At 68.8% G+C, this 20,539-nt stretch carries 27 protein-coding genes; 24 read left to right on the top strand and 3 right to left on the bottom strand.

Features of this window, described 5'->3' with window-relative positions; translation table 11 throughout:
- The 10 genes from ACT6XY_RS02215 to pssA all read left to right on the top strand — a co-directional run.
- Positions 1-387: SPOR domain-containing protein (locus ACT6XY_RS02215; protein ID WP_444746691.1), on the top strand; the 387-nt coding region annotated here is incomplete at its 5' end.
- Between the two features lie 16 nt (positions 388-403).
- Complete coding sequence (nagZ, locus tag ACT6XY_RS02210) at positions 404-1,462, top strand: beta-N-acetylhexosaminidase (protein WP_444746690.1); 1,059 nt, start codon at positions 404-406, stop codon at positions 1,460-1,462.
- Between the two features lie 46 nt (positions 1,463-1,508).
- Complete coding sequence (locus ACT6XY_RS02205; RefSeq protein ID WP_444746689.1) at positions 1,509-2,336, top strand: segregation and condensation protein A; 828 nt, start codon at positions 1,509-1,511, stop codon at positions 2,334-2,336.
- Between the two features lie 29 nt (positions 2,337-2,365).
- Positions 2,366-3,061, top strand: coding sequence for an SMC-Scp complex subunit ScpB (scpB, locus tag ACT6XY_RS02200; RefSeq protein WP_444746694.1), 696 nt, complete (start codon positions 2,366-2,368; stop codon positions 3,059-3,061).
- Positions 3,058-4,167 (top strand): ABC transporter ATP-binding protein, encoded by a 1,110-nt coding sequence (locus ACT6XY_RS02195; RefSeq protein WP_444746688.1) that lies wholly within the window; start codon positions 3,058-3,060, stop codon positions 4,165-4,167. Before scpB ends, ACT6XY_RS02195 begins: the two co-directional genes overlap by 4 nt.
- A gap of 94 nt (positions 4,168-4,261) precedes the next feature.
- Positions 4,262-4,549, top strand: a complete 288-nt coding sequence (locus ACT6XY_RS02190) for a twin-arginine translocase TatA/TatE family subunit (RefSeq protein WP_444746687.1) — start codon at positions 4,262-4,264, stop codon at positions 4,547-4,549.
- A 71-nt stretch (positions 4,550-4,620) separates the two neighbouring features.
- On the top strand, positions 4,621-5,265 hold the full coding sequence (tatB, locus tag ACT6XY_RS02185; protein ID WP_444746686.1) for a Sec-independent protein translocase protein TatB: 645 nt from the start codon (positions 4,621-4,623) through the stop codon (positions 5,263-5,265).
- Positions 5,266-5,291: 26 nt separating this feature from the next.
- On the top strand, positions 5,292-6,128 hold the full coding sequence (gene tatC, locus ACT6XY_RS02180) for a twin-arginine translocase subunit TatC (protein WP_444746693.1): 837 nt from the start codon (positions 5,292-5,294) through the stop codon (positions 6,126-6,128).
- A 76-nt stretch (positions 6,129-6,204) separates the two neighbouring features.
- A complete protein-coding gene (locus tag ACT6XY_RS02175; RefSeq protein WP_444746685.1) occupies positions 6,205-6,906 on the top strand; it encodes a phosphatidylserine decarboxylase in 702 nt (233 codons plus the stop codon).
- Between the two features lie 32 nt (positions 6,907-6,938).
- Positions 6,939-7,778: a CDP-diacylglycerol--serine O-phosphatidyltransferase gene (gene pssA, locus ACT6XY_RS02170; protein ID WP_444746684.1), complete on the top strand. Its 840-nt coding sequence runs from the start codon at positions 6,939-6,941 to the stop codon at positions 7,776-7,778.
- Here pssA and ACT6XY_RS02165 read toward each other — a convergent pair whose 3' ends face one another.
- Entirely contained in the window at positions 7,779-7,967 is a 189-nt protein-coding gene (locus ACT6XY_RS02165) for a hypothetical protein (protein WP_444746683.1), read from the bottom strand.
- Between the two features lie 275 nt (positions 7,968-8,242).
- Between ACT6XY_RS02165 and ACT6XY_RS02160 the strand changes: the two genes are divergently transcribed.
- The 13 genes from ACT6XY_RS02160 to ACT6XY_RS02100 all read left to right on the top strand — a co-directional run bounded on the left by ACT6XY_RS02160 (position 8,243) and on the right by ACT6XY_RS02100 (position 19,163).
- Positions 8,243-9,115, top strand: coding sequence for an urease accessory protein UreD (locus tag ACT6XY_RS02160; protein ID WP_444746682.1), 873 nt, complete (start codon positions 8,243-8,245; stop codon positions 9,113-9,115).
- 9 nt (positions 9,116-9,124) lie between these two features.
- A complete protein-coding gene (locus tag ACT6XY_RS02155; protein WP_444746681.1) occupies positions 9,125-9,427 on the top strand; it encodes an urease subunit gamma in 303 nt (100 codons plus the stop codon).
- Positions 9,428-9,448: 21 nt separating this feature from the next.
- On the top strand, positions 9,449-10,036 hold the full coding sequence (locus ACT6XY_RS02150; protein WP_444746680.1) for a HupE/UreJ family protein: 588 nt from the start codon (positions 9,449-9,451) through the stop codon (positions 10,034-10,036).
- A gap of 22 nt (positions 10,037-10,058) precedes the next feature.
- Positions 10,059-10,310, top strand: a complete 252-nt coding sequence (locus tag ACT6XY_RS02145; protein WP_444746679.1) for a DUF1272 domain-containing protein — start codon at positions 10,059-10,061, stop codon at positions 10,308-10,310.
- The gene (locus tag ACT6XY_RS02140) at positions 10,307-10,612 is read left to right on the top strand and encodes an urease subunit beta (RefSeq protein ID WP_444746678.1); all 306 of its coding nucleotides are present in this window, start codon (positions 10,307-10,309) and stop codon (positions 10,610-10,612) included. Before ACT6XY_RS02145 ends, ACT6XY_RS02140 begins: the two co-directional genes overlap by 4 nt.
- 19 nt (positions 10,613-10,631) lie before the next feature.
- Complete coding sequence (gene ureC / locus ACT6XY_RS02135) at positions 10,632-12,347, top strand: urease subunit alpha (protein WP_444746677.1); 1,716 nt, start codon at positions 10,632-10,634, stop codon at positions 12,345-12,347.
- Positions 12,348-12,453: 106 nt separating this feature from the next.
- Positions 12,454-13,182 carry an urease accessory protein UreE gene (locus ACT6XY_RS02130; protein WP_444746676.1) on the top strand — a complete coding sequence of 243 codons (729 nt, stop codon included), beginning with the start codon at positions 12,454-12,456 and terminating at the stop codon, positions 13,180-13,182.
- Entirely contained in the window at positions 13,112-13,870 is a 759-nt protein-coding gene (locus ACT6XY_RS02125; protein WP_444746675.1) for an urease accessory protein UreF, read from the top strand. Before ACT6XY_RS02130 ends, ACT6XY_RS02125 begins: the two co-directional genes overlap by 71 nt.
- Positions 13,871-13,873: 3 nt before the next feature.
- Positions 13,874-14,494: an urease accessory protein UreG gene (ureG, locus tag ACT6XY_RS02120; protein ID WP_444567239.1), complete on the top strand. Its 621-nt coding sequence runs from the start codon at positions 13,874-13,876 to the stop codon at positions 14,492-14,494.
- Between the two features lie 101 nt (positions 14,495-14,595).
- Positions 14,596-16,116 carry a UxaA family hydrolase gene (locus ACT6XY_RS02115; protein WP_444567240.1) on the top strand — a complete coding sequence of 507 codons (1,521 nt, stop codon included), beginning with the start codon at positions 14,596-14,598 and terminating at the stop codon, positions 16,114-16,116.
- Positions 16,117-16,280: 164 nt separating this feature from the next.
- Positions 16,281-17,333: a TRAP transporter substrate-binding protein gene (locus ACT6XY_RS02110; RefSeq protein ID WP_444567241.1), complete on the top strand. Its 1,053-nt coding sequence runs from the start codon at positions 16,281-16,283 to the stop codon at positions 17,331-17,333.
- Between the two features lie 4 nt (positions 17,334-17,337).
- On the top strand, positions 17,338-17,847 hold the full coding sequence (locus ACT6XY_RS02105) for a TRAP transporter small permease (protein WP_444567242.1): 510 nt from the start codon (positions 17,338-17,340) through the stop codon (positions 17,845-17,847).
- Positions 17,844-19,163: a TRAP transporter large permease gene (locus ACT6XY_RS02100; RefSeq protein WP_444567243.1), complete on the top strand. Its 1,320-nt coding sequence runs from the start codon at positions 17,844-17,846 to the stop codon at positions 19,161-19,163. Before ACT6XY_RS02105 ends, ACT6XY_RS02100 begins: the two co-directional genes overlap by 4 nt.
- On the opposite strand, the gene ACT6XY_RS02095 is transcribed toward ACT6XY_RS02100, so the two are convergent.
- Positions 19,160-19,537 (bottom strand): Ig-like domain-containing protein, encoded by a 378-nt coding sequence (locus ACT6XY_RS02095; protein ID WP_444567244.1) that lies wholly within the window; start codon positions 19,535-19,537, stop codon positions 19,160-19,162. The two genes, ACT6XY_RS02100 and ACT6XY_RS02095, sit on opposite strands and share 4 nt — an antisense overlap.
- Positions 19,538-19,615: 78 nt before the next feature.
- Positions 19,616-19,942, bottom strand: coding sequence for a hypothetical protein (locus ACT6XY_RS02090; protein WP_444567245.1), 327 nt, complete (start codon positions 19,940-19,942; stop codon positions 19,616-19,618).
- A gap of 125 nt (positions 19,943-20,067) precedes the next feature.
- On the opposite strand from ACT6XY_RS02090, the gene ACT6XY_RS02085 reads away from it, so the two are divergent.
- Complete coding sequence (locus ACT6XY_RS02085; protein ID WP_444567246.1) at positions 20,068-20,532, top strand: PaaI family thioesterase; 465 nt, start codon at positions 20,068-20,070, stop codon at positions 20,530-20,532.
- Positions 20,533-20,539 lie beyond the last annotated feature (7 nt).

Below are 20,539 nucleotides of genomic sequence, written 5' to 3'. Positions count from 1 at the left end.
GTGCGGGTTGCGCGCGCCGAGCCGGCTGCCCCGACCTCGGTTGAACCCGCCCGCGCCGCGCCGCGTCCGGCTGCTGCGCCCGCTCAGCCCCAGCCCCTCGACCTCGGCCCGCAGCGCACGGCCTCCGTGCGTACTGCGGCGACCGCCGGCGGCGGCACATTCGTGCAGATTTCATCGCACCAGTCGGAGGCGGAGGCCCGCACGGCCTTCACCTCGGCCTCGCGCCGCTTCCCGCAGCTCCAGGGCCAGACGCCGAACATCCGCACCGCGGAAATTCCGGGTCGCGGCACCTGGCACCGCCTCAGGGTCGGCCCGTTCTCCCGCGACGAGGCCCAGGACTTCTGCCAGCGGCTGAAGTCGGCCGGCGGCTCCTGCGTGCTGAACTGATCGGCACGACGGACCCATGGCCGAGACGGCTCTGATCCTCGGCTGTGCCGGCACGACCCTGTCGGCGGAGGAGGCGGCGTTCTTCCGCGACCTCGATCCCTGGGGCCTGATCCTGTTCCGGCGCAACTGCGCCGATCCCGACCAGATCAGGCGGCTCGTGGGAGACTTCCGTGACGCTGTGGGGCGCGCCGATGCGCCCGTCCTCGTCGACCAGGAGGGCGGACGCGTCCAGCGTCTTGGCCCGCCGCACTGGCCGAAATATCCGCCCGCGCGCGTCTTCGCCCGCCTCGCCAACGATCCGCTGCACGGCCGTGCCCTGGCGCGGCTCGCCGGCCGGCTGATGGCGCACGATCTCCACGCCGTCGGCATCACGGTGGATTGCGCGCCGGTGCTGGACGTGCCGGTGGCGGGCGCCCACGACGTGATCGGCGACCGGGCCCTCTCCACGGAACCCGGAGATGTCGCGGCGCTCGGGCGGGCGGTGGCCGAGGGCCTCATCGCCGGCGGCGTGCTGCCAGTCATCAAGCACATTCCCGGCCATGGGAGGGCAGGGGCCGACAGTCACGCCGCGTTGCCGGTGGTCGATGCTGGGCTGGAAGCGCTTCAGGCCGACTTCCTGCCGTTCCGCACCCTGACCGACATGCCACTCGCGATGACCGCCCACGTCGTCTACACGGCCATCGACCCGCGCCGGCCCGCGACCACGTCGCGCCGGGTGATGCAGTCGGTGGTGCGCGGCGCCATCGGCTACGACGGCCTCGTCATGACTGACGACCTGTCGATGAATGCGCTGGAGGGCACGCTCGGCGAGCGGGCGCGGCGCTCCTACCGGGCCGGCTGCGACGTTGTGCTCCACTGCAACGGCAAGATCGACGAGATGCGGCAGGTCGCGGCCGAGGCACGGCCGCTCGGCGGGCGGGCAAGGCAGAGGGCAGGGGCCGCGCTCGGCCGCATCCGCCACCTGCCTGAGCTATTCGACGCCCGCGAGGCCTTCGCCCTTTTCGAGAAGAGCCTCGAGCGGGCGCAAAGCGCGTCGTCCACAGCCTTTGCGGCGGACCATGCGCTGAGCCTATGATCCGCGCTATGAGGACCCGGCCGGGTTCCTCCGGTCCGGACCCGACATGGCGCGCAACCCCATCCCCAACGGCGGCAACGTCCTGCCTTTCGAGACGATGGCCGACCGCGGCACGTCGGAACCTGCCTTCGTGGTGGACCTCGACGGCTTCGAGGGGCCTCTCGACATGCTGCTGGCGCTCGCCCGCACGCAGAAGGTCGACCTGACGAAGATCTCGATCCTCGCGCTGGCCAACCAGTATCTCGACTTCATCGAGGAGGCGCGCAAGCTCCGGCTGGAGCTTGCCGCCGACTATCTCGTGATGGCCGCTTGGCTCGCCTACCTCAAGTCCCGCCTGCTGATCCCCGAGCCCGCCAAGGGGGAGGGGCCGACCGGCCCGGAACTCGCGGAAGTGCTCGCCTTCCGCCTGCAGCGCCTGCAGGCCATGCGGGACGCGGCAGCCCGGCTCATGACGCGCCACCGGCTCGGCCGCGACGTCTTCGGGCGCGGCGATCCCGAACCGATCGTGGCGCTGGCCGAGCGGCGCTTCGAGGCGAGCCTCTATGATCTCCTCACCGCCTATGCCCAGCAGCGGGGCAAGAGCGCGCTGTCCCACGTCACGATGGAGCATCGCAAGGTCTGGTCGCTGGCCGAGGCGCGCGAGATCCTGGAGCGCCTGGTGGGCGCGTCGATGGACTGGACCCCGCTCGACACCTTCCTGATCGATTACCTAGTCAGCGACGAGAAGCGGGCGACGGTGCTCGCATCCAGCTTCGCATCCAGCCTGGAACTGGTGCGCGAGGGCGTCCTCGAACTGCACCAGGACCGCCCGCTCGGGCCGCTTTTGATGCGGAAACGCAGGGGCGATCCGGCTTCCAAGCCGCCCGGGACGTGATAGAAGCCCGCATGGCCAACGAGCGGGACATGGACGATCCGGCACAGCTGCGACTCGGCGCGCCCGTCGGCATGGTCGACGGGCCGGTCGAGCAGTTGCGCATCGTCGAGGCGCTGCTCTTCGCTGCGGCCCAGCCGCTCGACGAGGCGGCGCTTGCGGAACGCCTGCCGCGGGGCGCGGACCTGCGCGCGCTGCTGACCACGCTCCAGGCCTTCTACGCGCCGCGCGGGGTGAATCTCGTCCGCGTCGCGGGAAAGTGGGCCTTCCGCACGGCTCAGGACCTCTCGTTTTTGCTGCACCGGGAGACCACCGACGAGCGCAAGCTGTCGCGCGCCGCGCTGGAGACGCTTGCCATCGTCGCCTATCACCAGCCGGTGACTCGGGCGGAGATCGAGGAGATCCGCGGCGTCACCGTCGCAAAGGGGACGATCGACCTCCTGATGGAAACCGGTTGGCTCCGCATCCGCGGACGCCGCAAGGTGCCGGGCCGACCTGTCACCTTCGGCACGACGCCGGCATTCCTCGAGCATTTCGGACTCGAGGCCATCGGCGACCTTCCTGGCCTCGACGACCTCAAGGCGGCGGGCATGCTGGACGGACGCCTGCCGCCCGGGTTCCGCATCCCGATTCCCAACGACGACGTGGCGCTGCGCGACGACGAGGAGCCGGACGACGGCGAGCTCGATTTCGGCCTGGCGCCGGCCCCGGAGCGGGACGCGCCATGAACCGCACCCTGATGGACACGGTGTCGGGCTGGGGACGGCGCGGCACCGCCGGGACGTCGATCGCCTCCGCGCTCGCGTTCGAGGACGTGGTGCACGGCTACGGGGCGGTGCGGGCGCTCGCCGGTATCTCGCTGGTGGTGGCGCCGGGCGAGGTCCTCTGCCTCCTCGGGCCTTCGGGTTGCGGCAAGACGACCCTGCTCAGGATCGCCTCCGGCATCGAGCGGCCGCTTTCTGGCCGGGTTCTGATCGACAACCGGGAGGTGGCGGGACCCGCGGCCTTCGTGCCGCCGGAGCGGCGCGGGGTCGGCCTCGTGTTCCAGGATTTCGCGCTGTTCCCGCACCTCAGCAACCTCGCCAACGTCATGTTCGGCCTGAAAGCGCTGCCGAAGGCGGATGCGGAGCGCGCGGCGCGGCTCGCTCTGAGTCGCGTCGGGCTCGCCGACCACGCCCTCGATTATCCCCACACCCTGTCAGGCGGAGAGCAGCAGCGCGTGGCGCTCGCCCGCGCCATCGCGCCGCGGCCGAGCATCCTGTTGATGGACGAGCCCTTCTCCGGCCTCGACAGCCGCCTGCGCGACGCGATCCGCGAGGAGACGCTGGCGGTGATGCGGGAAACGCGGGCGACCTGCATCGTCGTCACCCACGATCCGGAGGAGGCGATGCGCATGGCCGACCGGATCGTGCTGATGCGCGAGGGCCGCATCGCGCAGATCGGCACGCCGCGCGACCTCTACCAGGCTCCCGCCGACCTCGACACCGCCCGGTTCTTCTCCGACGTCAACGAGGTGCCCGGCATCGTGCAGGGCGGCCGGTTGATCACCCCGGTGGGCTATTTTGCCGCGCCCGGCCTCGCCGACGGGGCTCCGGCCGTGGCGGCGATCCGGCCGCAGTCGATCCTGCCGAAGCCGGCCGGCATGTGCGTGCCCGGTCGACTGGTTTCGCGGCGGTATCTGGGGGAAGTCGAGCTTCTGGAGATCGTGGTGCAAGGCATGGAGGCCCCGCTGAAGGCCCGTGTGCGCTCCGCCGAGGGGCTCAGCCCCGGCCGCGACATCGGCGTTGACGTTACCGCCTCCGAGGTTCTTGTTTTTGCCGCACCCGCCGCATAGTTTCCCACATCAACGGTCGTTCCAGGGCCGCACCAAACAATCGCGCCGCCCGCCCCGCTGCGGGACCCGGCGCCAAACGGTCAAGGAGTGAATCATGGGTACGTTTAGCGCCTGGCACTGGATTCTGGTCGCCATCGTGGTGCTGCTGCTGTTCGGCCGCGGCAAGATCTCCGAATTCATGGGCGACGCCGCCAAGGGCATCAAGGCCTTCAAGAAGGGCCTCGCCGAGGAGGACAAGCCGGAGACGCCGCCGGTGGTGCCGGCCTCGACCATCGATCATCAGCCTGCGGCCGCCCCTTCGGCCCCGCCGGTCACGCCTGCGCCCGCGCCCGCCGCCACCACGTCGGAGCAGACGCCCGCTTCCGCTCCCAAGGTCGGCTGAGCGTCGGGTCTTCGCGGAGCCGGGTGAGCTTCCTCCTGAGGCCCGCGCATGCGCGTGGACGGTGAATTGCCATGTTCGATCTGAGCTGGGGCGAAATTGCACTGATCGGCGTCGTCGCGCTGGTCGTGATCGGCCCGAAGGAACTGCCCGGTGTCCTCAGGGGCATGGGGCAGGCGCTCTCCAAGCTGCGCCGCATGGCCTCGGACTTCCAGTACCAGTTCAACCAGGCCCTGCAGGAGGCCGAGGTCGACAAGGTCAAGTCCTCGATCAACAGCGTGACGGACGCGGTGGGCTCGACGCCCACCTCGACCTTCAACCCGATCGACTACGCTCGCGACCAGATCAAGTCGGCCGTCGACGACATCAAGGGCCAGCCCGCCCCCGGTATGATCGGGCCGACTGCGCCCGATCCGCTGGCCCAGGCCGTGCCGGCGCCGCCCTCATACACGGCCGACCCCCAGGCCATCCAGAACGCCTTCAAGCCGGCTCCGATCGAGCCTCCCTCCGCGTTCTCCGCACCAGCACCGGCTCCCGTCCAGTCGCCGGTCCTCGGGGCGGCTCCCGTCGATCCGCCGCCCGGCTTCATGGCTGCGACCCCGGCGCCCTCCGCGCCACCCGCGCCTGTTGTGGCCGAGCCGGCCGAGCCGGCGCCTCCCGCCGCCGAGGGTGAGGGCGAGACGGAGAAGCCGAAGCGCTCCAGAAAGACCAAGGCATGACCTCCGTTCCCGCTCCCGAGGACAAGCTGAAGGCGGACGAGGACGCCATCGAGGCTTCCAAGGCACCGCTGATGGAGCACCTGATCGAGCTGCGGTCGCGGCTGATCAAGGCAATGCTCGGTTTCGTCGTCTGCTTCATCTTCTCGTTCGCCTTCTCCAAGCAGATCTTCCAGCTTCTGGTGCTGCCCTACGAGTGGGCCGCCGACTATCTGAAGATTCCCCGGACGGAGGTGCGCCTCATCTACACGGCGCCGCTGGAGTATTTCTTCACGCAGCTGAAGATCGGCATGTTCGGCGGCGCCTTCCTGGCGTTTCCGCTGATCGCCATCCAGCTCTACAAGTTCGTTGCGCCCGGCCTCTACACCCACGAGAAGGACGCCTTCCGGCCCTACCTGATCTGGACCCCCATCTGCTTCTTCGCCGGCGGCATCTTCGTGCTGGTCTTCGTCATGCGGGCGCTGATGCTGTTCTCGCTCGGCATGCAGCAGGCGCCCAGCGACACCGCCACCGCGATCCAGTATCTCGGCCGCGTCGAGGACTATCTCAGCCTCATCATGACGCTGATCTTCGCCTTCGGCATTTCCTTCCAGCTGCCTGTGATCATCGCCCTGCTCGGCCAGATCGGCGTGGTGGACACCGAGTTCCTGCGCACCAAGCGCCGCTATTTCATCGTCATCGCCTTCGTTCTCGCGGCCATTCTGACGCCGCCCGATGTGATCAGCCAGTTGTCGCTGGCTATTCCGCTCATCGGGCTCTACGAAGTCGGCATTCTCGTCGTCGCCCGCATGGAAAAGAAGCGCGCGGCCGAAAAGCGGGAAACCGACGGCGACGGCGACGGGGAGACCACGGCTCCCGCCTCCTGAGGCGGCGGGAGTTCATCGGGGTTTCCCCATCCGCACGTCGGGCAGACGCGATGCGGGGCCCTTGCGGAGAGATTTCATGTCCATCGTCGACAGCATCAGGACCACCGTTCTCGTTCCGGTTCACCGCGAGGGCTATCCCTTCATCGCGATCGCGGGTGTAGGCACGCTGCTGCTCGCATGGTGGGGCGCCTGGCTGACCTGGCCGATGCTGGCGCTGACCGTCTGGGTGGTCTTCTTCTTTCGGGACCCGGTGCGCGTCACGCCGGCGCGCGACGGACTGGTCATTTCCCCGGCGGACGGTCGCGTCTCGCTCATCTCCCGCGTGACGCCGCCGGTCGAGCTCGGCCTCGGGACCTCCCCGATGCTGCGCGTCTCGATCTTCATGTCGGTCTTCGACTGCCACGTGAACCGCGCGCCGATCGGCGGGACCATCGAGAAGATGGCCTATCGTCCCGGCAAGTTCGTCAATGCCGATCTCGACAAGGCTTCGGAAGACAACGAGCGCAACGGCCTCGTCATCCGCAACAGTTACGGCGCCTTCGGCGTCGTGCAGATCGCCGGTCTCATCGCCCGCCGGATCGTCTGGTGGGTGGGCGAGGGTCAGCCGCTGGCGACCGGCGAGCGCTTCGGCATGATCCGCTTCGGTTCGCGCGTCGACGTCTATTTCCCGGAAGGCGCCCAGCCGCTCGTCGCCGAGGGCCAGCGCGCCGTTGCCGGCGAGACGGTTCTCGCCGACATGGCCTCCGACGAGCCGCAGAGGATCGTCCGGATCGGCTGACGCGCCCCGCAATTCAGGCTAGGGTCCGCGCCATGTCCTCGCTCTTCCAGCCCTTCACGCCGGATCGCAACGAACCGCCCCGGCGGCGGTTTCGACCCGTGCCTATGCGTCTCCTCATTCCCAACCTGATCACGCTGCTGGCGCTCTGCGCCGGTCTGAGCGCGATGCGGATGGCGCTGGAGGGCAAGTTCGACATCGCCGTCTATCTCGTGCTGCTGGCGGCGATCCTCGATTCCATGGACGGGCGCATCGCGCGGCTGCTGAAGGGGACTTCGAAGTTCGGCGCCGAACTCGACAGTCTCGCCGACTTCGTCAGCTTCGGCGCCGGCCCCGCGCTCATCCTGTATCTCTGGGGCATGAATCACGCCGGTCCGATCGGTTGGATTGCCGTGCTGGTCTTCTCGATCTGCGGCGCCCTCAGGCTCGCGCGGTTCAACGTCCAGATCGAGGATCCGAACCGTCCGGCCTGGATGGCGAACTTCTTCACCGGCGTGCCCATCCCGGCGGGCGCGATCCTGTTGCTGCTGCCCATCTACCTGGAGCGCAGCGGCCTTCCCAACCTCCTGAGCCCGCCGCTGGTGACGACCGCCTACACGATTGTCATCGCGCTCCTGATGGTGTCGAAGGTGCCGGTCTTCTCGGGGAAGAAGCTCGGGGCACGTGTGCCGCGCGAGAGGGTTCTGCCGCTCTTCGTCCTGGCGATTGCCTTCGTCGCACTGCTGTTCAGCTATCCCTGGGAAGTGCTGGCAGTCGGCTCGGTCGCCTACCTGGTTTCGTTGCCGATCATCGCCTTGCAGGCGCGCAAGATGGCGCTGGCGGAAGAGGCGGCGTCGGCGCCGCCGGTCGAGAGTGATCCCCCGCCGGCCCCCTGATCAGCCGCGACGCCAGTCGGCGATGGCGGCGACGCGCTCGCAGAGGGCGGTCTCGGGAAATCGCTTGCGCAGAACGGCGAAGGCCTCCGCATCGGTCAGCTCGCCGCGGCGGCCGAGGCTCGCCACCATGGGGTCGGCCTTGTCGGAGCGACGGGTCGGGTCGGGCGTCGGGCGCGTGAAGGTCTGCATCAAGGTCGTCTCCAGGGCGATCCGGCTCGGAGGGCTTGCGGCCCCTCGGCAGGAACGAGTCCACACGGGATGCGATGCACGGCGAGCCGACAGTGTTCCCGGACGAGGTTAATACGCGGTAACCAGCCGCTGGTTCCGGCCACGATCATGGGCGCGGTGCGTGATTCTCGCAGGCCTTCCTTTTGGTCGCTCCGGAGCGGTTTCTGCACAATTTCTGTGCTTGCGGCAGGCGTGGCCGGTAACCAAGATCGCGCCAGACGGGGGTGATCTTGCAGATGCTGGCGGTTGCTGCACAGGGGGCGACAGAGGGGCCGTTCGCCTGGCGCTCCGCCGGCGCGCGGATGCAGCGGGCCTTCGGTGCCGGACGCCTGACGCTGGCAACGCGCGACGGCGCGACCGTGATCCGTCAGTGCTACCAGGAAGCGGGGCTGCGCATCCGCATGCCGCGGGTCGAGCCCGGCGAGGCGCTCGAGGCGGTGGTGATCAATACGGCCGGCGGCATCACTGGCGGCGACCGGTTCATCCTCGACGTCGCTGCGGCCCCTCTGACCCGTGCAGTCGTCACGACCCAGGCCGCCGAGAAGGTCTACCGCTCGTCCGGAGGGATCGGGCGATTCGACACCACCCTCACCATCGCGGAAGGCGCCGATCTCGCCTGGCTGCCGCAGGAGGCGATCCTGTTCGAAGGATCGGCGCTGGAGCGGCGGCTCGATGTGGACATGGCGTCCGACGCGCGGCTGCTGGCCGTCGAAAGCGTCGTCTTCGGCCGGCTGGCGCGTGGCGAGCGGGTGGACCATGCCTATCTCTTCGACCGCTGGCGCATCCGGCGTGGCGGCCGTCTCGTCTATGCTGAGGGCCTCAAGCTCGAGGGCGGCATCGCCAAAGCGCTGTCGCGCCGTGCGTGCGGCGCCGGAGCGCAGGCCGCCGCGAGCCTCGTGTTGGTCGCGCCCGATGCGGAGGGGCGTCTCGATGCGGTGAGGGAGCGCCTCGAGCCTCTTGCGGAGCGCGGGGTCGAGGCCGGCGCCAGCGCTTTCGACGGGCTCCTGTCGCTGCGCCTGCTGGCGCCCGACCCGTTTGCACTCCGCACCGCCCTGGTGAACATTCTGGAACTGCTGCGCGGGCCGATCCCGCGCGTCTGGTCCTGCTGAGGAAGCTCGATGAATCTCTCGCCGCGCGAAAAGGACAAGCTGCTCGTCTCCATGGCCGCCATGGTCGCCCGTCGGCGGCTGGAGCGGGGCGTCAAGCTGAACTACCCTGAGGCCATCGCGCTGATCACCGACTTCGTGGTCGAAGGGGCGCGGGACGGCCGGGCTGTCGCCGACCTGATGGAAGCGGGAGCCCATGTCGTCTCCCGCGACCAGGTCATGGACGGCATCGCGGAGATGATCCACGACATCCAGGTCGAGGCGACCTTTCCGGACGGCACGAAGCTCGTGACCGTCCACGAACCCATCCGCTGAACCCGCAAACAGGCCCGGCCCATGCGCTCCCTCCGTCTCGCCCTTTCCGCCGCCGTCCTGACCGCCCTCGCAACCGCGGCGGAGGCCCATACGGGCCACGGTTCGACCACCGCCTTCACGGCCGGCTTCGCCCATCCGCTCGGCGGCTTCGACCACCTGCTCGCCATGGTGGCCGTCGGCCTGTGGGCCGGCCTCGCCGGTGGCAGGGCGCTCTGGCTCTGGCCCCTGGGCTTCGTCGCCGCCATGGTGCTGGGCGGCGCCCTCGGCATGGCGGGCATGGCGATGCCCCTCGTTGAACAGGGCATCGTCGCATCGGTGGTGGTGATCGGCCTCGCCGCGGCGCTCGCCTTCAGACCCTCGCTCGCGGTGGGCTTCGCCCTCGCGGCTCTGGCAGGCCTGTTCCACGGCCATGCGCATGGCACCGAAATTCCGGTGGACGCCTCCGGCCTCGCCTATGCCGCCGGCTTTGCCCTGGCGACCGCGCTGCTCCATGCCTGCGGTATCGCCGTCACGGTGATCGCCACCCGTTTCACGCTGCCGGTGGCGGCTCGCGCCGCCGGTGGCCTGACGGCGGTCGCCGGCGTGGTGCTCGCAGTCCGCTTCTTCTGACGCCGCTCCCGGGGAGATCCGCATGCTCGACCTGCGCCCGAACTGCGAATGCTGCGACCGGGACCTGCCGCCCGCGGCGACGAACGCCATGATCTGCACCTTCGAGTGCACCTTCTGCGCCGATTGCGCGGGTGACGTCCTGAAGGGGACCTGCCCGAACTGCGGCGGGGAGCTGGTGCGCCGGCCGGTCAGGCCCGCCGCCAAGCTCGCCCGCTTCCCTGCCTCGACGAAACGGGTGCTGAAGCCCCAGGGCTGCGCGGGAGTTGTGGCATGAAACCGGGCGAGATCATTCCGGCCGAGGGCACCGTCGAGCTCAACCAGGGCCAGAACAGCGTCGTGCTGACCGTCTCCAATACCGGCGACCGGCCGGTGCAGGTGGGCTCCCACTACCATTTCTACGAGACCAATCCCGGCCTCGTCTTCGACCGCGAGCAGGCGCGCGGCATGCGCCTCGACATCCCGCCGGGCACGGCCGTGCGCTTTGAGCCCGGTCAGACGCGCGAGGTGACGCTCGTGCCCTATCGCGGCTCGCGCACCGTCTACGGCTTCCGGCAGTCCGTCATGGGCAAGCTCTGAGCGCTCCGAGGAGAATTCCATGCCCTACAGGATGACGCGCGGCGCCTATGCCGACATGTTCGGGCCGACGGTCGGCGACAAGGTGCGCCTCGCCGACACCGAACTCTTCGTCCAGGTCGAGAAGGACTTCACGACCTATGGCGAGGAGGTGAAGTTCGGCGGCGGCAAGGTCATCCGCGACGGCATGGGACAGAGCCAGGTGACCAACCGGGCAGGGGCGGTGGACACGGTCATCACCAATGTCCTCCTCATCGACCACTGGGGGATCGTGAAAGCGGATGTCGGCCTCAAGGACGGCCGCATCCATGCCATCGGCAAGGCCGGCAATCCCGACGTGCAGCCGGACGTCACCATCATCATCGGTCCGGGGACCGAGGCGATCGGCGGCGAGGGCAAGATCCTCACCGCCGGCGGCATCGACACCCACATCCACTTCATCTGCCCGCAACAGATCGACGACGCACTGATGAGCGGGCTCACCACCATGCTCGGCGGCGGCACGGGACCGGCCTCGGGCACGACGGCGACGACCTGTACGCCCGGCCCCTGGCACATCACCCGCATGCTGCAGGCGGCGGAAGCCTTCCCCATGAACCTCGCCTTCGCCGGCAAGGGCAATGCGGCGCTGCCCGACGCTCTGGTCGAGCAGATCGAGGCGGGGGCCTGCGCCCTCAAGCTGCACGAGGACTGGGGCACGACGCCCGCCGCCATCGACAACTGCCTGGCGGTGGCCGACGACCACGACGTCCAGGTGATGATCCACACCGACACGCTGAACGAGAGCGGCTTCGTCGACGACACCATCGCGGCCCTGAAGGGCCGCACGATCCACGCCTTCCACACGGAAGGCGCCGGCGGCGGCCATGCACCCGACATCATCAAGGTCGCCATGGTGGAGAACGTTCTGCCGTCCTCCACCAATCCGACCATGCCCTACACCGTGAACACGATCGAGGAACACCTCGACATGCTCATGGTCTGCCACCACCTCTCGCCCTCCATCCCCGAGGACGTCGCCTTCGCCGAGAGCCGCATCCGCAAGGAGACTATCGCGGCCGAGGACATCCTCCACGACATGGGCGCGCTCTCCATCATGGCCTCCGACAGCCAGGCGATGGGGCGCATCGGCGAGGTGATCATCCGCACCTTCCAGACCGCCCACAAGATGAAGGTGCAGCGCGGCAGCCTGCCCGAGGACGTCGGCACCGGCGCCGACAATTTCCGGGTGAAGCGCTACATCGCCAAGGTGACCATCAACCCGGCGATCGCCCACGGCCTGTCGAAGCACATCGGTTCGGTGGAGGTCGGAAAGCTCGCCGACCTCGTCCTGTGGGAGCCGAAGTTCTTCGGGGTGAAGCCGGCCATAGTCATCAAGTGCGGCACCATCGCCGCCGCGCCCATGGGTGACCCCAACGCCTCCATCCCGACGCCGCAGCCCATGCACTACCGGCCGATGTTCGGCGCCTTCGGCAAGGCGATGACCGCCTCCTCGGTGACCTTCGTGTCGCAGGCGGCCTATGAGAAAGGCGTGCACGAGAAGCTCGGCCTCGACCGCATCGTCCTCCCCGTGGAGAACGTGCGCGGCGGCATCTCCAAGAAGAGCCTCATCCACAACGGCGCGACGCCGCATATCGAGGTTCATCCCGAGACCTACGAGGTGCGCGCGGACGGGGAGCTCCTGACCTGCGAACCGGCGAAGGAATTGCCGATGGCGCAGCGCTACTTCCTGTTCTGACGTTCGCCAGCGGCTGGCATTTGGGCTATTGCGTCCTTAGAGGCTCGGCAGCTGCCTCGAAGGACGCACTTCAGTTCTGCAAGGCGTCCAGGACAAGAGACATACGATGATCCGCGCCACCGAAGTTCTCGCTCCCCGTTCCTTCGCCGAGACCGCGGTCGTCGACCGCGTCGTGCTCGACTATGACGACCGCCACCGGCGGCGCCTGGCGATGGAGGGCGTCGAGGGGACGGCTTTCCTGCTCGACCTGCCGGAAGCGGTGCCGCTGGTTTCCGATTCGGGGCTGAAGCTGGAGGATGGTCGCGTCGTCATGGTGGTCGCCGCCGCCGAGCCGCTGGTGGAGATCCGCACGAGCGATCCGAACCACATGGTTCGCGTCGCCTGGCACCTCGGCAACCGCCATCTGCCGACCCAGATCATGGGCACGCGGCTGAGGATCCGCCGCGACCACGTCATCGAGGACATGGTGCGCGGCCTCGGCGCGAGGGTCGTATCCATCGAAGCGCCCTTCGATCCCGAGGGCGGCGCCTATGGCCACGGGACGGTGACGGGGCATGACCACGGTCATTCACATGCGACCGATCACGGCCATTCCCACAGTCATTCGCATGCGCATGGCCATGCTCACGCCCACAGCCACTCGCATGGTCAGGGGCATTCCCACGCCCACCACGGCCATGACCACGCGCCGGCGCCGAAGCCGCGCGACGTCCTTGCCGTCCAGACCGCCGGCCATGTCCACGACGAGTCCTGCGGCTGCGGGCATGATCACCACGACCATGACCATGGGCACGACCACGGCCATCACCACGGCCACGACCACAAGCATGGCTGAGCCGGCAGCCGCCCCGGCGGCGTTCTATCGTCTTCTCGCGTGGATGTCGCCAGCCTATCCGGTCGGCGCCTTCAGCTATTCGCACGGGCTGGAATGGGCGGTGGAGACCGGCGACATCACCGACCTCAGGAGCCTTGTCGACTGGCTCGGCCTCGTCATGCGCGAGGGCTCAGGGCTCGCCGACGCCACCTTCTGCGCCCATGCGCACCGCGCCGTGGCGGCGGGCGAGGGCAGGGCGCTGGCGGAGGTCGCGGAACTGGCGCTCGCCTTCCAGCCCTCCCGGGAGCGGCGCCTTGAAGCCACGGCCCAGGGCAACGCCTTCATGACGGCGACGGAAGCCGCCTGGCCGGCGGCGCCGCTCACCCTCGTGCGCGCCTCCTGGCCGGATGCCGTCGCCTATCCGGTGGCGGTGGGCGCTGCGACCGCGGCCCACGGCATCGATGAGGCGACGGCGCTCCACGCCTTCCTGCACGCGGTGGCGGCGAACCTCATCTCGGCCGCCGTGCGGCTCGTGCCCCTCGGCCAGACCGACGGGCAGCGGGCGCTCGCCGCCCTCGAGCCGGTCGTGGCCGAGACGGCGGCGGCTGCGCGCGTGCTCGCCCTCGACGATATCGGCGGGCACGCCCTGCGCTCGGACATCGCGTCCATGCGCCACGAAACCCAGTACACCCGCCTGTTCAGGAGCTGACCCATGCCTTCTCCCCACGGACCCCTGCGCGTCGGCATCGGTGGACCCGTCGGGTCCGGCAAGACGGCGCTGATGGACGCGCTCTGCAAGGCGCTTCGGCAGGACTTCGAGATCGCCGCCATCACCAACGACATCTATACCAAGTGGGATGCCGAATATCTGATGCGGTCGGGCGCGCTGCCGACCGAGCGCATCATGGGGGTCGAGACGGGGGGATGCCCGCACACCGCCATCCGCGAGGACGCCTCGATCAACCTCGCGGCCGTGGCGGAGATGCGGGCCAAGTTCCCCGAACTCGATCTCATCCTGATCGAGTCGGGCGGTGACAACCTCGCCGCGACCTTCTCGCCGGAACTCGCCGACATCACGATCTACGTCATCGACGTTGCGGCGGGGGAGAAGATCCCGTCCAAGGGCGGGCCGGGCATCACCCGCTCCGATCTCCTGGTCATCAACAAGACTGACCTCGCGCCGATGGTCGGCGCCGACCTCGGCAACATGGACCGCGATTCCAAGCGCATGCGGGGGCAGCGGCCCTTCGTCTTCACCAACATCAAGACCGGCGACGGCGTCGCCGAGGTCGCCCGCTTCGTGCGCGAGAAGGGTGGGCTCGCCGCCGGCTGAGGCGGGGCAGGGGCGATGCGCTGACCCCTTTCCCTAAAACGGTTCAAAGGCCATGATCGGCGGCAATGACGGCCGAGTGGCCGCTGTCCCGGGAGAGCCCCATGACCACCCAGCCCCGCTTCATCCGCCTCGCCGCGGAGGACAACGTCGTCGTCGCCGTCGACATGATTGACGCCGGCAAGAGGGTGGACGGGGTGACGGCGACGGCCCGGGTGATGAAGGGTCACAAGATGGCGACCCAGCCGCTCGCGGAGGGCCAGCCCGTCGTCAAATATGGGCAGATCATCGGCTTTGCCTCACAGCCGATCGCTCCCGGCGACTGGGTCCATACCCACAACTGCGCCTTCGCCGCCTTCGAGCGGGACTATGCCTTCGCACGGGACGCGAAGCCGGAGGACATTCTCCCGCTCGCTGATCGCGCCACCTTCCAGGGTTTCCGCAGGGCCACCGGACGCGCCGGGACGCGCAACTACATCGCCATCCTCACCTCGGTGAACTGCTCGGCCTCGGTCGCCCGCTTCATGGCGGAGGCAGTGAACCGCTCGGGCATGCTCGCCGAGTACCCCAATGTCGACGGCGTCATTCCGCTGGTCCACGGCACGGGATGCGGCCTCGCCGGCGAGGGCCTCGGGTTCGACATCCTCGAGCGAACCATCTGGGGCTATGCCACCAATCCGAACGTCTCGGCCGTGCTGATCGTCGGCCTCGGCTGCGAGGTGTTCCAGATCCCGCGGCTGATGAAGGACTATGGCATCCAGCCCGGCGACCGATTCCAGTCCATGACCATCCAGGAGACGGGCGGCACGAAGAAGTCGATCGAGGCCGGCATGGCGCGGATCCGCGAAATGCTCCCCATCGTCAACCAGGCGCAGCGGGAGACGCTGCCGGCATCGGAACTGTGCCTCGCCCTCCAGTGCGGCGGTTCCGACGGCTACTCCGGCATCACGGCCAATCCGGCTCTCGGCAAGGCGGTGGACCTGCTGGTCCGCCACGGCGGCACGGCCTGCCTGTCGGAGACGCCGGAGATCTACGGCGCGGAGCATCTCCTCACCCGCCGCGCCGAGAGCCGCGAGGTCGGCGAGAAGCTGGTCGACATCATCCGCTGGTGGGAGGGCTACACGGCCAAGCACGAGGGGTCGATGGACAACAATCCTTCGCCCGGCAACAAGGCCGGCGGCCTGACCACCATCCTCGAGAAGTCGCTCGGTGCTGCTGCCAAGGGCGGCTCGACGACGCTGCGCGGCGTCTACCACTATGCCGAGAAGATCGACCGGGCCGGCTTCGTCTACATGGACACGCCCGGTTACGACCCCGTGGCAGCGACGGGGCAGGTGGCCGGCGGCTCGAACCTCCTGTGCTTCACGACGGGGCGTGGCTCGGCCTATGGCTGCAAGCCGACCCCCTCGATCAAGCTCGCCACCAATTCCGACATCTACACGCGCATGATCGACGACATGGACATCAACTGTGGCGACGTGCTGGACGGCGTGTCGCTCGAGGACAAGGGCCAGCAGATCTTCGACCTGATCCTGAGGACGGCCTCGGGCGAGAAGACGAGGTCGGAGCTGCTCGGCTACGGCGACAACGAGTTCGTGCCCTGGCAAATCGGCGCGACCATGTGACCGGCCGGCGTCCGTAGTCCTGCGCAGACCGATTTAGTCGGATATCCAACCAAATGCCTTGCGACGGGCGCCCGCCCGCCGCTATCGTCGCGTCAAACCACCAAGACGCCATCAACGGCGCCGGCCCCAAGGGCCTCCCGAGGAACGTTGACGAGGATTTCGCCATGACGCTCACCCGTCGCCACGCGCTGGCACTTGCCGGCGCCGCCGTCGCCACACCCGCCGTGATGCGCACCGCCTGGGGCCAGTCCCCGCAGGTGACGCTGCGCCTGCACCACTTCCTGCCGCCCGTCTCGAACGCCCACCAGCGCTTCCTGCTGCCGTGGTCGCGCAAGGTGCAGGAGGCCTCCGGCAACCGGATCAAGATCGACATCTTCCCCTCGATGCAGCTGGGCGGCGCCCCGCCTCAGCTCTTCGACCAGGCGCGCGACGGCGTCGCCGACATCGTCTGGACTTTGCCCGGCAACACGCCCGGCCGCTTCCCGGCGACGGAGGCGATGGAGCTGCCCTTCATCGGCGGCAAGCGCGGGGTCACCAATTCCAAGGTGATGGCCGAGCTCGGCCCGACGCATTTCTACAAGGAATATTCCGAGGTCCAGCCGCTCTGCCTCTGGGCGCACGACCACGGTCTCATCCATTCCAACAAGCAGGTGAAGACGCAGGCCGACCTGCAGGGCCTGAAGCTGCGCTTCCCCACCCGCCAGGCGGGCGAGGCGCTCAGGGCGCTCGGGGCGACCGCCATCGGCATGCCGATCCCGCAGGTGCCGGAGGCTCTGGCGCAGGGCGTCATCAACGGCGCCGTGGTCCCCTGGGAGGTCGTGCCGGCCCTGCGCCTGCACGAGCTGGTCAACCACCACACGGAGATCCCGGGATCGCCGACGCTTTATACGGCGACCTTCATCCTCGCCATGAACAAGGCCAAGTACGAGGGCCTGCCGGCCGACCTGAAGAAGGTCATGGACGACCATTCCGGCATGATGGCCGCGGTCATGGCCGGCGAGATGTGGGACGAGCGCGGCCGGACCGTGGCCGAGATGGTCAAGGGCCGCTCGCGCAACACCATCACCGTCCTCGCCGAGGACGAGGCGGCGAAGTGGCGCGCCGCCACCCGTCCGGTCGAGGAAGCCTGGATCAAGGGCGTCAAGGACCGCGGGCTCGACGGGCAGAAGATCGTCGACGACGTCAGGGCGGCCGTGGCCAAACACATGGCGGCCTGACGGCATGACGCAGGAGGGGGCCGAGCAGCGGGACGTTCCGGCGCCCGGCATCATCGACACCGTGACGCGGACGCTCGCCGTCTTCGGTGGGCTCCTGATGCTCTCCGCGGCGGTGATGGTGACGCTGTCCGTCCTGCTGCGCTGGCTGTTCAGGTCCGGCGTGCAGGGCGACTTCGAGATGGTGCAGATCGCCACCGCCGTGGCGGTCTTCGCCTTCCTGCCCTATTGCCAGATCCGCCGCGGCAACGTCTTTGTCGACACCTTCACCCTGCGCACGCCCGCCTGGTTCAACCGCAGCCTCGATCGGCTGTGGGACCTCGTCTACGCGGGTTTTGCGCTCCTCATCGGCTGGCGGCTCATGGCCGGCGGCATCGACGCCATCTCATCGCGGACCAGTTCCATGGTGCTCGCCATCCCCATCGGGTGGGCCATCCTTGCGGTTTCGCTGATGGCCCTCCTTCTCGCGCTGGTGGCGGTCACCTCGGCATTGCGCCTCGGGCGGGCCGAACCATGAGCGGTGCCGCTGTCGCCGCCGTCGGCTTCGCCGGCATGCTGGTCCTGCTCGTTCTGAGGATGCCCATCGGCCTCGCCATGCTGACGGCGGGCTCCATCGGCTATGCCTGGTTCACCAGCGTGCCGATCTTCCTCAACTACATGAAGACGACGCCCTATCACCTGTTCGCGAACTACACGCTGTCGGTGATTCCGCTCTTCATCCTGATGGGGGCGCTCGCGGAGAAGTCGGGCCTTTCGACAGCGCTGTTCCGGGCTGCCGCGAGCTTCCTCGGCCATCGCCGCGGCGGGCTCGGCATGGCGCTGATCGGCGCCTGCGCCGGCTTCGGCGCCATCTGCGGCTCGTCGGTGGCGACGACCGCCACCTTCGGCCGCGCGACGCTGCCGGAGTTCAAGCGCTACGGCTACGACCAGGGTTTCGCCACGGGCATGATCGCGGTGGGCGGCACGCTCGGCATCCTCATCCCGCCCTCGGTCATCCTGGTCGTCTATGCGATCACCACCGAGCAGAACATCGCCAAGCTGTTCATGGCGGCGCTGATCCCCGGCCTCCTCGCCGCAGTCTTCTACTGCATCGTCATCGCGATCATGGTGCGCCTCAGGCCGGAGGCCGGACCGGCCGTCGACCGCGTCGGCTGGGCGGAGCGGGGGCGTGCCCTCGTCGGCGTCTGGCCGGTCATGCTGATCGCGGCGACGGTGGTGGGGGGCATTTACGGCGGAGTGTTCACGCCCACCGAGGGCGCCTCCATCGGCTGCATCGCCATGCTGGTGGTAGGCGTGGTGCAGGGCGGTCTCGGCTGGAGCGAGATCAAGGCCTCGCTCATCCAGACCGCCGAGACCTCGGCGATGATCTTCATCATCCTGCTCGGGGCCGAGGTGTTCAACGGCTTCCTCGCCCTGTCGCAGCTGCCGGCGACCGCCGCGGAGCTGGTGACCCAGTCGGGCCTGCCGCCCTACGGCGTCATCGTCGGCCTTCTGGTGTTCTACATCATCCTCGGCGGCGTCATGGACGAGCTCGCCATGATCCTCCTCACCCTGCCGATCTTCTTTCCCATCGTCACCGCCCTCGACCTCGGCATGATGCCCGACGACATCGCCATCTGGTTCGGAATCCTGGTGCTGATGGTGGTCGGCATCGGCCTGACGGCGCCGCCGATTGGCCTGAACGTCTTCGTCGTCTCGGCAATTGCGAAGGACGTGCCGATCCTCGCCACCTATCGCGGCGTCATCCCCTTCGTGCTGGCGGACGTGCTGCGGCTCGGCCTCGTCGTCGCCTTTCCGGCGCTGGCGCTCTGGCTCGTCAACCTCCTGAGCTAGCGCGGCCGGGGCACGTCCACGTCGACGTGGAGCTCGGATGTGCCACTGCCGATGCTGCTGGTGCCCGTCACGGCGATGACGAAGCTGTCCTGGCCGACGAAGCCGTGCCTGGGCGTGTAGACCACCCCCGTCCGCCCGTCCGCAAACACGCGCCCGCCGCGGGGCCGCGCGACGACATTGAGGGAGTCGAAGCGGCTGCGTTCACCCGCCTGCAGGCTGATGCGGCATGGCTCGCCCGCCACCACCATGGCGATACGGCCGGGCTGGCCCATGACGAAGGGCCGGGCGGAAATGTTGCAGAGGGCGGAGGCCGCGGTCGTCGCCGCACCGAGCACCGCCCCGGTCATGGCGAGGGAGAGGAACAGGTGGCGCATGTCGGCCTCCGTGGCGCCTCGTCTCAGGCGCGTCAATGGTGCCCGCCCTCTACGGAGATGGGGCCCAGCCGCCGGCCGTCAAGTGCGCCCGAGGCGCCGTGCATTGGCCCTGGCTCTGCGGGCGGCCGGACGGGCCGCGGCCACGCCGATGGCGAGGAGACCATGGGCGACGTCGTCGTGGGACAGCTGGCCGGTGGCGCTGCGCAGGGCGAGCCTGCCGGCTTCCACCGCGGCATCGAACGACCCCTGCGTCGCCGCATCCAGCTTTTCGGAGATCATCTGCATGGCCTCGCCGCGGGTCGACAGGTCCCAGATCGTAGCGGGATCGGCGAGCAGCATCATCCGGTGGGTAATGGTCACGGCCGACGCGACGGCGGTGGAAGCCGACAGCGTGGCGGCGCTCATGGCGGCCTCAGTGAAACGTGGCATGTACCAGAAGAGCAATGCGATCCCTCGACCGACCAGACGGCTTGCGGGACAATAAGCGAGTTTGCGACCCTTGGCCCGCATTTCAGCGAAGGTGGGTGCGCATGGCTGCCGCGCAGCAGGACTTTTCCCCGAAGGACCCGGACTACGAGGCCCGCGGCCGCGCCAGCTTCGCGCGGCAGTCCATGATGGCGACGCTCGGCATGAGCCTCGGCCCCATCGCGCCGGGCCACGTCGAGATGACCATGCCCTTCGCGCCGCACATCCTGCAGCAGCATGGCTTCGTCCATGCCGGCGCGATCGCGGCGCTCGTCGACAATGCCTGCGGGTTCTCGGCGATGACCCTGATGCCGCGCGGCACCGGCGTGCTGACCATCGAGTTCAAGGTGAACATGATGTCGCCGGGCAAGGGCGAGCGCTTCATCGGCATCGGCCGGGTGGTGCGACCCGGCAAGACGATCATGGTGACGCTCGGCGAGTGCTTCGCCGAGACGGGCGGCGAGCGCAAGCTCATCGCCATGATGACGGCCACCATGATGGTGGTCGAGACGCCCGGCATCGTCGATTGAGGAGCCA

It is taken from the genome of Phreatobacter sp. (genome assembly GCF_052440005.1).
Taxonomy (GTDB): domain Bacteria; phylum Pseudomonadota; class Alphaproteobacteria; order Rhizobiales; family Phreatobacteraceae; genus Phreatobacter.
This window is presented reverse-complemented; position numbering and strand designations above follow the sequence as displayed.